Below are 13543 nucleotides of genomic sequence, written 5' to 3' on the forward strand. Positions count from 1 at the left end.
CCGCCGAAGGGGCCACGGGGGGACTCACCCGGGAAGACACCGCCAGCACCTTCAAAGGCTCAGCGGAGTGAGCGTGCAGGCCGGCCCGGAAGGCCGAGGGCCCACTGGTGAGCCGTCATCGCCGGGCCTGGTCGGCCGGCCGTCTGTCAAAATGTCGGAGGTTGCCGGCCAGATGACCGGCTCATGTCCGACAGCCCCCTGAGGGCTGAGACAGCAGGAGTGAACCGGAGAGGCACGTTCATGAGGGGCCGCAGGAAGCCGCCCGCCGCGCCCCTCCCCCAGCGGGGCGGGATCGACGCGGTGCGGGTGCGGCTGCCGGAGGACGCGGAGGGGGCCTGGGCCTCGGTCGGCGAGCACCTGGTCGCTCGGTTCGGCGGGGCGATCGGGGCGGGGCAGGTGGCGGCGATGCTCGACGGCGGGCGGTTCGTGGGGGCCGACGGGAACGCCGTGCGGGGCGATGAGCCGTACACGCCGGGGCGGTGCCTGTGGTTCCACCGCGACTTCGCCGCCGAGGAGCCGGTGCCCTTCCCGGTCGGGATCGTTCACCGGGACGCGCGCCTCGTGATCGCGGACAAGCCGCACTTCCTGGCGACCACGCCCCGGGGGCGGCACATCACCGAGACCGCTGTCGCCCGGCTCCGGCGGGAGCTGGAGCTGCCCGCGTTGCAGCCCGCGCACCGGCTGGACCGGCTGACGGCGGGGCTGGTGCTCTTCGTGGTGCGGCCCGAGGACCGGGGCGCGTACCAGACGCTGTTCCGGGACCGGCTGGTGCGCAAGGAGTACGAGGCGGTGGCTCCGCACGATCCGCGGCTGGAGCTGCCCCGGACCGTGCGGAGCCGGATCGTGAAGGAGCGCGGGGTGCTCGCCGCCCGTCAGGAGGCGGGCGAGGCGAACAGCGAGAGCCGGGTGGAGCTGCTGGAGCGGCGGGGCGGGCTGGGGCGGTACCGGCTGCTGCCCGCGACCGGGCGGACCCACCAGCTGAGGGTCCACATGCACGCGCTGGGACTGCCGATCGTCCACGATCCGCTGTATCCGGTGGTGGCGCCGGAGCCGCCCCCGGGCGACTTCTCCCGGCCGTTGCAGTTGCTGGCGCGGGTGCTGGAGTTCACCGATCCGGTCGACGGAGAGCCGCGCCGCTTCGAGAGCGGGCTGCGGCTCTCCGCCTGGCCCGAGGGGTGAGGCGCGCGGGGCCTCAGTGGCCGCGCCTGATCCACTCGTCGAGCTGCGGGGCCTCCGCGCCGATCGTGGTGGGGTCGCCGTGGCCGGTGCGCACGGCGGTGTCACCGGGCAGGGTGAGCAGCCGGTCCCGGATCGAGTCGATGATGGTCGGGAAGTGCGAGAAGGACCGGCCCGTGGCGCCGGGGCCGCCCTGGAAGAGCGTGTCGCCGGTGAAGACGGTGGCGAGGGCGGGGGCGTGGAGGCAGACCGCGCCGGGGGCGTGGCCCGGGGTGTGCAGGACGGTGAGGGTGGTGCCGGCGACCTCCAGCTCCTGACCGTCGGCCAGTTCGCCGTCGGGGTCCCGGTCGGGGTGTGTCTGCCGCCAGAGCGGGAGGTCGTCCGGGTGCAGCAGGATCGGGGCGCCGGTCGCGTCCGCGAGGGCCGGAGCGGCGTCGATGTGGTCGTTGTGCGCGTGGGTGCAGACGATGGCGCGCAGCGTGCGTCCGCCGAGCGCCTCCCGGATGGCGGTGGCGTCGTGCGCGGCGTCGATGACGATCGCCTCGGTGTCGTCGCCGACGATCCAGACGTTGTTGTCGACGTCCCACTCGCCGCCGTCGAGGGCGAAGGTGCCGGAGGTGACCAGGTGGTCGATGCGGGCGGCCATCAGAGGACCACCACCGAACGCAGGACGTCGCCGTCGTGCATCCGGGCGAAGGCCTGCTCGACGTCGCCCAGGCCGATGGTCTCGGTGACGAAGGCCGCCAGGTCCAGGCGGCCCTGCTGGTGCAGGTCGACGAGCATCGGGAAGTCGCGCGAGGGCAGGCAGTCGCCGTACCAGGACGATTTGAGCGAGCCGCCGCGGCCGAAGACGTCCAGGAGGGGCAGCTCGATCTTCATCTCGGGGGTGGGGACGCCGACCAGGACGACCGTTCCGGCGAGGTCGCGGGCGTAGAAGGCCTGCTGGTAGGTCTCGGGGCGGCCGACGGCCTCGATGACGACGTCCGCGCCGTTGCCGCCGGTGAAGCCACGGATGGCCTCGACGGGGTCGGTGGAGCGGGAGTTGACGGTGTGGGTGGCGCCCATCGTCCTGGCCTTGTCCAGCTTGCGGTCGTCGACGTCGACCGCGATGATCTTCGCCGCGCCGGCCAGCCTCGCACCGGCGATGGCGGCGTCGCCGACCCCGCCGCAGCCGATGACGGCGACCGAGTCGCCGCGGCCGACCTGGCCGGTGTTGATCGCCGCCCCGATGCCCGCCATGACGCCGCAGCCCAGGAGCCCGGCGACGGCCGGGGAGACCTCTGGGTCGACCTTGGTGCACTGGCCGGAGGCCACGAGGGTCTTCTCGGCGAACGCGCCGATGCCCAGGGCGGGCGACAGCTCCGTCCCGTCCAGGAGGGTCATCCTCTGGCGCGCGTTGTGGGTGTCGAAGCAGTACCACGGCCGGCCGCGCAGGCAGGCACGGCACTGACCGCACACGGCACGCCAGTTGAGGATGACGAAGTCACCCGGGGCGACGTCCGTGACCCCGTCGCCGACCGACTCCACGACGCCCGCCGCCTCGTGGCCGAGGAGGAAGGGGAACGTGTCGGCGATGCCGCCCTGCTTGTAGTGCAGGTCCGTGTGGCAGACGCCGCAGGCCTGGATCTTCACGACGGCCTCGCCGGGGCCGGGGTCCGGGATCACGATCGTCTCGACCCGTACCGGCTCGTCCTTCCCCGGTGCGATGACTCCTTGCACCTGCTGCGCCATATCCGTGCTCTCCCTGCTCCTGGGCTTTCGCGAAGATCGAACGCGAACAACCGTACGCCTCGTGAGGGGGTCGTGGCGCCGCGCCGCGAGGGACGCCCGCGTCGGCCCGTACCTCCGCAGGGAGGCTACGGAGCCAGTACGTCCAGTTCGTGCAGCGCGCCGACCGCGATCTCCTTGGTGATCCGCTCGGCCGCCTCCGGGTCACCCTCGCGGACCGCCTCGGCGAGCCGGACGTGCAGGGTGACGGCGGCCGGGTCGGGGTCCTCGAACATCACCTGATGGTGGGTGCGGCCCGCGAGCACTTCGGCGACCACGTCCCCCAGGCGGGCGAACATCTCGTTGCCGGAGGCGTCGAGGACGATCCGGTGGAAGGCGATGTCGTGTTCGAGGTAGTCCTCCAGCCGTCGGCCGCGCGAGGTCGCGACCATGCCGAGGGCGCGTTCGGTGAGCCGGGCGCACTGCTCGGCGGTGGCGTGGCGAGCGGCGAGTCCCGCGGCGACCGGCTCGATCGCGGAGCGCAGCACGGTGAGGGAGCGGAGCTGCCGGGGGCGGTCGGCGCCGGCCAGCCGCCAGCGGATGACCTGGGGGTCGTAGACGTTCCAGGTGGCGGCGGGGCGGACGGTCACCCCGACCCGGCGGCGGGACTCGACCAGATGCATCGATTCCAGGACCCGGACCACTTCGCGGACGACCGTGCGGGAGACGTCGAAGCGCTGGGCCAGCTCGTCGGTGCGTAGGACGCTGCCGGGCGGGCACTGGCCGGAGGAGATCTCCAGACCCAGGGTGTCCAGCACATAGGTATGCAGTCCCTGGCTCTGTGCGGTCATGGGGCAAGCCTACGGGCCGACCCTCGACAGCAAAAGTACGACGTTTACATCACAGACTCTTGAATACGTCGTACCTCATAGGTTTCAGTGGCACGACGGACCGATGTCGAAGAAGACAGCGAGGCACCCATGAGCACCCCTCACGTCGTCGTGGTGATGGGCGTGGCAGGAACCGGCAAGACCACGATCGGTCGCCTGCTCGCCACCGAACTCGGCGTTCCCTACGCCGAGGGCGACGACTTCCACCCACCGGCGAACATCGCCAAGATGTCGGCCGGCACCCCTCTGGACGACGACGACCGCCGGCCCTGGCTCGACGCCATCGGGCGGTGGGCGCACGGGCGGGCGGGGCTCGGCGGAGTCGTCAGCAGCTCGGCTCTCAAGCGGTCCTACCGCGACCGGCTGCGGGCCGGGGCCCCGGGCGCCGTCTTCCTGCACCTGAGGGGCGACCGGTCGCTCATCGAGGAGCGGATGGCGGGCCGCAAGGGCCACTTCATGCCCACCGCCCTGCTCGACTCGCAGTTCGCTGCACTTCAGCCGCTCCAGGCCGACGAGGCGGGGGTGAGCGTCGACGTGTCCGGCGCGCCCGAGGACATCGTTCAGCGAGCCGTCGCCGCGCTGCGCCGGCTGGACACCTGAGGACCGCCGCCGTGACCAGTCTCAGCGTCGAGATGCTGGCAGCGGACGCCGCCGAACCGATCACCTCGGCAGGCAACGCGCAGCTGGGCATCGCCGTCCTGGCGGGCATATCCGTCATCGTTCTTCTCATCACCAAGCTCAGGACGCACGCGTTCCTGGCGCTGACCATCGGTTCGCTGGCGCTCGGCTCCTTCGCCGGGGCCGCGCCGGCCTCCACGATCACCAGCTTCTCCGCGGGCCTCGGCTCCACCGTCGCGGGCGTCGGCGTCCTCATCGCGCTCGGCGCCATTCTGGGCAAGCTGCTCGCCGACTCCGGCGGGGCCGACCAGGTCGTCGACACCATCCTGGCGCGGGCCGGCGGACGGGCCATGCCCTGGGCCATGGTCCTGATCGCCTCGATCATCGGTCTGCCGCTGTTCTTCGAGGTCGGGATCGTGCTAATGATTCCAGTGGTGCTGCTCGTCGCGAAGCGCGGCGGCTACTCCCTGATGCGGATCGGCATACCGGCGTTGGCCGGGCTCTCCGTGATGCACGGGCTCGTGCCGCCGCACCCGGGCCCGCTCGTGGCGATCGACGCCCTGGACGCCAACCTCGGCGTGACACTGGCGCTCGGCGTGCTGGTGGCCGTCCCGACCGTGATCATCGCCGGTCCGCTGTTCGCCCGCTACGCCGCACGCTGGGTGGACATCGAGCCGCCGGAGAATCTGATCCCGCAGCGCCCGTCCGAGGACCTGGAGCGCCGCCCCAGTTTCGGCGCGACCCTGGCGACCATTCTGCTGCCGGTCGTCCTGATGCTGGCGAAGGCGCTCGTCGAGATCGTCGTGGACGACCCGTCGAACACCGTGCAGCGGGTCACCGACGTGATCGGCTCACCGCTGATCGCCCTGCTCGCGGCCGTGCTCGTCGGGATGTTCACCCTCGGCCGGGCCGCCGGGTTCACCAAGGACCGGATCTCCGGCACCGTGGAGAAGTCCCTCGCCCCCATCGCCGGAATCCTGCTGATCGTCGGCGCGGGCGGCGGTTTCAAGCAGACGCTGATCGACGCCGGGGTGGGCCGGATGATCCTCGACTTCTCCGAGAGCTGGTCGATCCCCGCGCTGCTGCTCGGCTGGCTCATCGCCGTCGCGATCCGCCTCGCGACCGGCTCCGCCACCGTCGCCACCATCTCCGCCGCCGGTCTGGTCGCCCCGCTGGCCGCCGACATGTCGACCTCCCACGCGGCCCTGCTGGTGCTCGCCGTCGGGGCCGGCTCGCTCTTCTTCAGCCATGTCAACGACGCGGGGTTCTGGCTGGTGAAGGAGTACTTCGGGATGGACGTCGGCCAGACGGTGAAGACCTGGTCGGTGATGGAGACCCTCATCTCCGTGGTGGCCATGGCCTTCATCCTGCTGCTGTCGCTGTTGTTCTAGCGAGGTGACCGGGCCCCGCTCGCCGGGCGAGGCCCGGCAGCAGCACGCGCAAGGGGAGGACGCACGCGCCCGCCCCCCGTACGGGGTGGGCGCGTGCGCGTTTTCCGTGCGCGTGCGTCTTCTCCGTGCGCGTGCGGGTGGCGACCCGCACGCGCACGGACACGGCGGCCTCAGTGGCGGGCGGTCTCGCGCTCGGCCGCCTTCTCCAGCTGGAACGCCTCGTTGCCGAGGCCGATACGGGCGTGCACCTCGGGCTTGACCGAGCGCAGGACGGCTCCGTAGACGAGTCCCCCCACGAGGGCGAGGACGATGACGCCGGGGAGCAGCCAGTCGAGGGCCGAGCCGGGGCCCGAGCCGACGAGGACGTCGAAGTCGCGGATGGTGAAGGCCGCGATCGACAGGAGGGCCAGTCCGGCCAGGGCGGAGGCGACCAGGCGCGGGGCCTGTGCGCGGCCCGCGCCGCGCTTGACGAAGAAGGCGATGACGGCGAACGAGGCGGCGGCCATCAGCAGAATGATGCCGAGCGCTCCGACGTTGCCCATCCAGGTGAACAGCCGCAGGACGGGGGCGGTGGGGTCGCCGACCGGGTTGTCGTCGGTCAGCGCGAAGGCCAGCACGACCACGACGGAGACCGCGGACTGGAGGAGCGACCCGGTGCCGGGGGCGCCGCTCGCCCGGTTGGTGCGGCCGAACCGGGCGGGCAGCAGGCCCTCGCGGCCCATCGCGAACGCGTACCGGGCGACGACGTTGTGGAAGCTGAGCAGCGCCGCGAACATGCCGGTGACGAAGAGGACGTGGAGCACGTCGGTGAAGGTGGAGCCGAGCCGCTCCTCCGTGAGGCCGAACAGCAGGCCGGGGCCCTCCTTGAGGGAGGTGTCGGCGATGAAGCCGGGTCCGGCGGCCACGGTCAGGGCCCAGGAACTGATGGCGAGGAACAGCGCGGCGTAGCCCACGGCGAGGAACATCACCCGGGACACCACGACCTGCGGGCGGCTGGTCTCCTCGGCGTACACGGGCGCCTGCTCGAAGCCGACGAACGCGGCGATGCAGAAGCAGAGCGCGGTGCCGAGCCCCGCTCCGGCGAGGGTCTCGGGGTTGAAGGCGTGCAGCGACAGGCCCTCCGGGCCCGGCTTGCTCACGGCGGCGATGTCGAAGATCACCACGAGGGCGCACTCGATGACCAGCAGGACGCCGAGCACCTTGGCGTTGAGGTCGATCTTCAGCCAGCCGAGGGCGCCGACCACGACCGCGGAGACCAGGGCCGGTATCCACCAGCGCACGTCGATGTCGAGGTACGTGGCGAAGATGCCGGAGACCTCGAAGCCGAGAATCCCGTAGATGCCGACCTGCATCGCGCTGTACGCGACCAGGGCCACGAGCGACGCGCCGGCGCCGGCGGTCGGGCCGAGTCCGCGCGCGATGTACGCGTAGAAGGCGCCGGCGTTGTGGACGTGCCGGCTCATCTCCGCGTATCCGACGCTGAAGAGGATCAGGACGAGGCCGAGGATGATGTAGAGGAGCGGCTGGCCGACGATGCCCATCACGCCGAAGACCGTCGGCATCACCCCGGCGACGACCATCAGGGGCGCGCTGGCCGCGACCACCGACAGGAGCAGGCCGGGGGTGCCGAGCCGGTTGGCGCGCAGGGCGCTTTCCTCGCCCTTGTAGGTGTTGATCCCGCCGGTACCGCTCGTCACCCTGGGGGTGCCGGTATCGCTGGTGAATGATCTGCCCGTCGACATGGCGGGGTGGGTCCCTTCTTCGGTGGTGGCGTGTTCGCGGCCGGCGTCACGGGGCGCCGAGCGCGTAACTGCGGGCGGCGGCGAACGCGGCACGGGGCTCGCGGCCGGAATACGACCAGGGCGAGGCGGTGGCGTACTCGCCGATGCGGTGGAACAGGGCGGCGGCCTCGGCGGGCCGGCGCTCGCAGACCTTCGCGTGAGCGAGGAAGTTGAGGTCGACGCGGTGGCGGGGGTGGTCCTCCCGCTCCCACTCCAGCCACCAGTCGAAGGCGGTCTTCAGCACCTGCCGGGCCCGGCGCCCCGACCAGTGCTCGGACGTCGTCGGGTCGGCCGGCTCCAGACCGGCGGCGGCCAGGACCCGGTAGCGCTCTGCGTGCGCGACCACCGGGAGAACCGCCAGCGGGGAGTCGGCCGGGGCCTTCTCAGCGGCCCAGGCGGCGAAGTCGTACACCTCGTGGAGCGGGTCCTGACCGGTCTCGGGGCGGCTCTCGGCCAGCAGGGCGGTCATCACGTGGTGGGCGTGGTGGTGGTCGGGGTGGCGGGAGCGCACCTCCTCGAACAGCCTGCCGCTCTGGTCGCCGCCGCCGTCGCGGCCCCGGTCCAGGAGGAGCAGCGCGAGCCAGGGCGTGGGGTCCTTTGGGGTGAGCCGGGCTGCCGCCAGACAGGTTTCCCGAGCGCGGACGCAGTCCTCCGGGCGGGCTTTGGGGCGCAGGGCGCGGGCGACGCAGGCGCACCCCAGGAGGGTCGCCGCGTCGGTGCTCTCGGGCTCGGCCAGCAGCCAGTCGCCGGCCCAGTCGACGGCGGACGAGGTTTCCGCGAGGGCCAGGAGCCGGTGCCCGCGACGGTCCCAGTCCTGCCCCGTGGCCACGAGCAGGGTGCGCGCGTCGGCCCATCTCCCCTGGGTGAACCGGTCGCGAACAGCGATGAGCTCACCGTCGTCGAGAGCCGGGTCGAAACCGTGCTCCGAGCGGCCGCCCCTACGGCGGGAGCGGCCCAGGGGCGGCGGGGGCGGGGGCATGCCGCGGACTTCTTTCGATGCGGTGTGCGAGCAGTCGATCGCGCACAGCAAAGCGGCATGCCGCACTCCACGTCAAGAGCCGTCTTGCGTCAACTGCAAGGGAATGCAGCAGAGTTGGCTTGTTCTGGGTGGGCGGGCGGGGCCGTCGCCTCCCCCGGGCGGCGACGGCCCCGGTCGGACGGGCGAGGTGGCCGCGGCGGCTGCCACACTGGCGGGATGGAGCACCGAGAACCCTTGCAGCCCTTCCTCCTCGCCTTCCCCGGCCCTCTGCGGGACCGGTTGGTGGCGGCCGTGCTGACCGGCGAGAAGGTGTCGACCACCGGCCTGCTCGCCGAGTACCAGCTGGAGGGCGAGGAGTTGCCGCCGGTGGGCGAGCGCTCCGCGCTGATCGACTCGGACGGCCGGGAGGTCGCGGTGATCGAGTTGACCGACGTACGGGTGCTGCCGCTCGGGGCGGTCGATCTGCGGCACGCGCTGGACGAGGGCGAGGGGTACACGTCGGTGGCCGAGTGGCGGGCGGGGCACGAGGCGTTCTGGCACAGCGTGGAGATGCGGGAGGCGATGGGGGACCCGGGGTTCAGGGTGAACGACGGGACGCTGCTCGTGGTGGAGCGGTTCCGGGTGGTTGAGCGGCTGGACGGGGACGCCGCCGACGCGAGCCCGGCGCCGTCCGCGGGCTGAGGGCGCGAGGACCGCGAGCCCCGGCCCACGGGGCTGCGGGCCGGAACCGACGGCTGGAGGCCGCGGAACCCGGACCCGACGGCTGGAGGCCGCGCGTCGCGGACGGGGACGTTCCGTCGGAGGTCGGTAGCGGACGCTGCCCCCGGCCCGCCGCCCGCTCCTCGGCCGCCGGACGACGGGAGCGCGGCGGGCCGGCGTTCCGGGTCACGCCGTCGCGTCCGCCGCCGCCCGTCCCGCCGCCCGGCCGGAGAAGATGCAGCCGCCCAGGAAGGTGCCTTCCAGGGAGCGGTAGCCGTGGACGCCGCCGCCGCCGAAGCCCGCCGCCTCGCCCGCCGCGTACAGGCCGGGCAGCGGTGTGCCGTCCGCGGTCAGGACGCGGGAAGAGAGGTCCGTCTCCAGGCCGCCCAGGGACTTGCGGGTGAGGATGTTCAGCCGGACGGCGATCAGCGGGCCCGCCGCCGGGTCCAGGAGCCGGTGCGGCTTCGCCGTGCGGACGAGCCGGTCGCCCAGGTAGGCGCGGGCTCCGTGGACCGCAGTGACCTGGAGGTCCTTGGTGAAGGGGTTGGCGATCTCCCGGTCGCGGGCGGTGATCTCGCGGCGCAGGCTCTCCTCGTCGATCAGGTCGTCGCCGCTGACCGCGTTCATACCGCGGACGAGCGCGCCGAGGTCCTTCTCTACGACGAAGTCCACTCCGTGGTCCATGAACGCCTTGACGGGTGCGGGCACCTCCGCGCGGGCCCGGCCGATCACGGCGCGGACCGACTTGCCGGTCAGGTCCGGGTTCTGCTCGGAGCCGGAGAGCGCGAACTCCTTGCCGATGACACGCTGGTTGAGGACGAACCAGGTGTAGCCGTGCCCGGACCCCATGATGTGTTCCAGGGTGCCGAGCGTGTCGAAGCCGGGGAAGAGCGGGACCGGCAGCCGTCTGCCGCGCGCGTCGAGCCAGAGGGACGAGGGGCCGGGCAGGATGCGGATGCCGTGCTCGGCCCAGATCGGGTTCCAGTTCTCGATGCCCTCGGTGTAGTGCCACATCCGGTCGCGGTTGACGTGGTGGGCGCCCGCCTTCTCCGCGATGGCGAGCATCAGCCCGTCGACGTGCGCGGGCACCCCGGAGAGCATCCGCTCGGGCGGGCGGCCGAGACGCTCCGGCCACTGGGCGCGGACGAGATCGTGGTTGCCGCCGATGCCACCGGAGGTGATGATCACCGCCTGGGCCTTCAGCGCGAAACCGCCGGTGACCTCTCGGCTGCTCGCCGTGCCCCGTTCGGCGCCGCTGGGCACCAGGATCTCGCCGGTGACCGTGTCGAGCGCCCCGGCGGTGCGGGCGAGGCCGGTGACGCGGTGGCGGAACCTCAGCTGGACCAGCCCCCCGGCGATGCCCGCGCGCACCCGCCGTTCGAAGGGGGCGACGACGCCGGGGCCGGTGCCCCAGGTGATGTGGAAGCGGGGCACCGAGTTCCCGTGGCCGTTCGCGTCGTAGCCGCCGCGCTCCGCCCAGCCGACGACCGGGAAGATCCGCAACCCCTGCTGACGCAGCCAGGAACGCTTCTCGCCGGCGGCGAAGTCGACGTACGCCTCGGCCCATCTGCGAGGCCACCGGTCCTCCCGCTCCCGGTCGAACCCGGCCGTGCCGAGCCAGTCCTGGAGGGCCAGCTCCCGGCTGTCCTTGATCCGCAGTCGGCGCTGTTCGGGCGAGTCCACGAGGAAGAGGCCGCCGAAGGACCAGTGGGCCTGGCCGCCGATGGACTGCTCGGGCTCCTGGTCGAGGACGATCACCGAACGTCCGGCGTCGGCCAGCTCGGCGGCGGCGACCAGTCCCGCGAGCCCCGCCCCGATCACGATCACATCAGCGTCGTACGCCATGGTTTCCCTCCTGTCGGCAGAGCTCGGGAAGTTCCGAGGGCGTTCCGGCGGCCCGGGCGGGGGCCCGGGAGGCGCGGGGCGGTCGGCCCGGTCACCGCCCGCAGGACGGCGGCCAAGTTACCCGTGCGTCAGATCTTGGGCACCGGTCGCCGCCACGTCAACCGTCCGGGTGCGGTTGGATGGTCCGCATGAAGCCCTCCGACGAGATGCTGGACATCGTCGACGAGAACGACGAGGTCGTCGGGCAGGCCCGGCGAGGGGAGGCGACCGCGCGGAGGCTGCGCCACCGCTGTGTGTCCGTCGAGGTCCGCGACGCCGAGGGGCGGGTCTTCGTCCACCGCCGTACGCCGGTCAAGCCGGTGTTCCCCTCGTGCTACGACATGTTCGTCGGCGGGGTCGTGGGCGCGGGCGAGACGTACGAGGAGGCCGCGCTGCGCGAGGCGGAGGAGGAGCTCGGGGTCACCGGGCTCCCCCGGCCCGAGCCGTTGTTCCGGTTCCTCTACACCAGCGCCGAGCACACCTGGTGGACCGCTGTCTACCAGGTGCGGTGCGAGTCCCCGGTGCGACCGCAGGCCGAGGAGGTCGCCTGGCACGCCTTCTGGGACGACGCGCGACTGGAGCGGCGCCTGGACGGACGGGCGTGGGTCCCCGACGGTCTGGAGGCCTACCGGCGGCTGCGCGCGTTCCGCCTTCCGCCGTGACCGCGTCGCGGCAGCGCGACCGCTCGGCGCGGCCCGGCGCGGTCGGCGAGTCGGCGGTCGGCGAGTCGATCGTCGCCGCCCCTCGGCGGCCGCCCGCGCGCACCCGGCGGGGGCCGGGCAGATGCCCGTAGGGTGCTTCTGTGAACAGGATCGCGCAGAGCGTACGGCTGTGGCTCGCGCCGCAGCGGGTCCGGCAGGAGGGGGACACCCCCGACTACCGGTTCTCGCTGGCCAACGAGCGCACGTTCCTGGCCTGGATTCGGACGGCTCTGGCCCTGATCGGCGGCGGCTTCGCCGTCGACCAGTTCCTGCCGGAGCTGGCGTGGGGCGTGCGGGCGGGGCTCGCGCTGGGGCTGCTGGCCGCCGGGGTGCTGTGCGCGCTGCGGGCGGTCAACCACTGGGTGCGGTGCGAGCGCGCGATGCGGCGCGGGGAGGACCTGCCGGTCTCCCGCTTCCCGACCCTGCTGAGTCTCACGGTCGCCGTCGTCGCCGTGGCGATGGTGGTGGTGGTCCTCTTCGGCTGGGAAGGCCGGTGACCGGCACGCCGGACCGGGACCCCGGGCTCCAGCCCGAGCGGACCCGGCTGGCCTGGCGGCGCACGACGTTGTCCGCCACGGTGGTGGCGCTGCTCGCGGTACGGCAGGCGCTGCACGGCGGCGCGGCCCCGACGGCTCTGGTCGCGGTGGCGCTCAGCGCACTGGCCTGGCTGGGGCTGCTGCGGGTGGCCCACCGCCGGGTGCTGGCGATGGAGGTGGCCCGGCCGGAGACGCTTGCGCCGCGCGGGGCGCTGACGACGGCGCTGTGCACGGTGGCGCTGGCGGTGTTCGCCGCGGCGATGCTGTTCTAGCCGCGGCCGGCAGGCTGCCCCCCGTTATGTTTTTCGCGGTCCTGCAATGGGGCCGCTGGCCTCCGGGCCCGGCATGACTGTGTCCCCCTGTCGAACGGATGACCTGGGGGGTGGTGTCACCGGGCCCGGGAGGTGTCCGTCGGAGACGCTGATCAGAGGTCCGGCCGCCACCCCGTCCGGCGCAACGCCGGACAGCTCGCGGATGGCAGGTCTGCATAACGTGGATGCGCGAGTACGACACCGAAGCCGAGGCCGGCACCGACAACACCCTCTGGAAGGGCGGCATGTTCGACACCGAAGACGTGGGCGTGTTCCTCGGCCTGGACGTCGGCAAGAGCACCCATCACGGCCACGGGCTCACCCCGGCCGGAAAAAAGGTCTTCGACAAGCAGCTGCCCAACAGCGAGCCGAAGCTGCGGGCCGTGTTCGACAAACTGGCCGCGAAGTTCGGCACCGTCCTGGTGATCGTGGACCAGCCTGCCTCCATCGGCGCCCTGCCCCTGACCGTCGCCCGCAATGCGGGCTGCAAGGTCGCCTACCTGCCCGGCCTGGCGATGCGCCGGATCGCCGACCTCTACCCCGGCGAGGCCAAGACCGACGCCAAGGACGCGGCCGTGATCGCGGACGCGGCCCGCACCATGCCACACACCCTGCGCTCGCTGGAGCTGACCGACGAGATCACCGCCGAGCTCACCGTACTCGTCGGCTTCGACCAAGACCTTGCGGCCGAGACCACCCGCACCAGCAACCGGATACGCGGACTGCTCACCCAGTTCCACCCCAGCCTCGAACGCGTCCTCGGACCGCGCCTGGACCACCAGGCCGTCACCTGGCTCCTGGAGCGTTACGGCTCCCCGGCCGCCCTGCGCAAAGCCGGTCGCCGCAGACTCGTGGAACTGATCCGCCCGA

Annotated in this window: 14 protein-coding genes; 8 read left to right on the top strand and 6 right to left on the bottom strand. The window is 72.7% G+C overall.

Annotated elements, in window-relative coordinates:
* The first annotated feature begins 240 nt into the window (after window positions 1–240).
* Window positions 241–1179, top strand: a complete 939-nt coding sequence (locus tag V9U70_RS01630; protein WP_336672595.1) for a pseudouridine synthase — start codon at window positions 241–243, stop codon at window positions 1177–1179.
* A gap of 13 nt (window positions 1180–1192) precedes the next feature.
* Here the strand turns inward: V9U70_RS01630 and V9U70_RS01635 are convergent, their stop codons facing one another.
* From V9U70_RS01635 to V9U70_RS01645, 3 genes are all read right to left on the bottom strand, one after another.
* Window positions 1193–1822 carry an MBL fold metallo-hydrolase gene (locus V9U70_RS01635; protein ID WP_336672597.1) on the bottom strand — a complete coding sequence of 210 codons (630 nt, stop codon included), beginning with the start codon at window positions 1820–1822 and terminating at the stop codon, window positions 1193–1195.
* The gene (locus V9U70_RS01640; protein WP_336672598.1) at window positions 1822–2907 is read right to left on the bottom strand and encodes an S-(hydroxymethyl)mycothiol dehydrogenase; all 1086 of its coding nucleotides are present in this window, start codon (window positions 2905–2907) and stop codon (window positions 1822–1824) included. The genes V9U70_RS01635 and V9U70_RS01640 overlap by 1 nt, the downstream gene beginning before the upstream one ends.
* Before the next feature lie 125 nt (window positions 2908–3032).
* Window positions 3033–3734 (bottom strand): FadR/GntR family transcriptional regulator, encoded by a 702-nt coding sequence (locus V9U70_RS01645; RefSeq protein ID WP_336672599.1) that lies wholly within the window; start codon window positions 3732–3734, stop codon window positions 3033–3035.
* Between the two features lie 129 nt (window positions 3735–3863).
* Here V9U70_RS01645 and V9U70_RS01650 point away from each other — a divergent pair, with 129 nt between their 5' ends.
* The gene (locus V9U70_RS01650) at window positions 3864–4373 is read left to right on the top strand and encodes a gluconokinase (protein WP_336672600.1); all 510 of its coding nucleotides are present in this window, start codon (window positions 3864–3866) and stop codon (window positions 4371–4373) included.
* Between the two features lie 11 nt (window positions 4374–4384).
* Window positions 4385–5782: a GntP family permease gene (locus V9U70_RS01655; RefSeq protein WP_336672601.1), complete on the top strand. Its 1398-nt coding sequence runs from the start codon at window positions 4385–4387 to the stop codon at window positions 5780–5782.
* Window positions 5783–5952: 170 nt separating this feature from the next.
* Here V9U70_RS01655 and V9U70_RS01660 read toward each other — a convergent pair whose 3' ends face one another.
* Entirely contained in the window at window positions 5953–7524 is a 1572-nt protein-coding gene (locus V9U70_RS01660; RefSeq protein ID WP_336672602.1) for an APC family permease, read from the bottom strand.
* A gap of 46 nt (window positions 7525–7570) precedes the next feature.
* A complete protein-coding gene (locus V9U70_RS01665) occupies window positions 7571–8542 on the bottom strand; it encodes a hypothetical protein (RefSeq protein ID WP_336672603.1) in 972 nt (323 codons plus the stop codon).
* A 216-nt stretch (window positions 8543–8758) separates the two neighbouring features.
* Here V9U70_RS01665 and V9U70_RS01670 point away from each other — a divergent pair, with 216 nt between their 5' ends.
* On the top strand, window positions 8759–9223 hold the full coding sequence (locus V9U70_RS01670; protein ID WP_336672604.1) for an ASCH domain-containing protein: 465 nt from the start codon (window positions 8759–8761) through the stop codon (window positions 9221–9223).
* A 204-nt stretch (window positions 9224–9427) separates the two neighbouring features.
* Here V9U70_RS01670 and V9U70_RS01675 read toward each other — a convergent pair whose 3' ends face one another.
* Window positions 9428–11086: an FAD-binding dehydrogenase gene (locus tag V9U70_RS01675; protein ID WP_336672605.1), complete on the bottom strand. Its 1659-nt coding sequence runs from the start codon at window positions 11084–11086 to the stop codon at window positions 9428–9430.
* Window positions 11087–11274: 188 nt separating this feature from the next.
* Here V9U70_RS01675 and V9U70_RS01680 point away from each other — a divergent pair, with 188 nt between their 5' ends.
* The 4 genes from V9U70_RS01680 to V9U70_RS01695 form a co-directional block, all read left to right on the top strand.
* The gene (locus V9U70_RS01680) at window positions 11275–11787 is read left to right on the top strand and encodes an NUDIX domain-containing protein (RefSeq protein ID WP_336672606.1); all 513 of its coding nucleotides are present in this window, start codon (window positions 11275–11277) and stop codon (window positions 11785–11787) included.
* A gap of 140 nt (window positions 11788–11927) precedes the next feature.
* Window positions 11928–12323: a YidH family protein gene (locus V9U70_RS01685; protein WP_336672607.1), complete on the top strand. Its 396-nt coding sequence runs from the start codon at window positions 11928–11930 to the stop codon at window positions 12321–12323.
* On the top strand, window positions 12320–12634 hold the full coding sequence (locus V9U70_RS01690; protein WP_336672608.1) for a DUF202 domain-containing protein: 315 nt from the start codon (window positions 12320–12322) through the stop codon (window positions 12632–12634). Before V9U70_RS01685 ends, V9U70_RS01690 begins: the two co-directional genes overlap by 4 nt.
* A gap of 284 nt (window positions 12635–12918) precedes the next feature.
* Window positions 12919–13543, top strand: a 625-nt coding sequence (locus tag V9U70_RS01695) for an IS110 family transposase (RefSeq protein WP_336672611.1), incomplete at its 3' end; no start/stop codon positions are given.

It is taken from the genome of Streptomyces pratensis, assembly GCF_037137275.1.
GTDB classification, from domain to species: Bacteria; Actinomycetota; Actinomycetes; order Streptomycetales; family Streptomycetaceae; genus Streptomyces; species Streptomyces pratensis_B.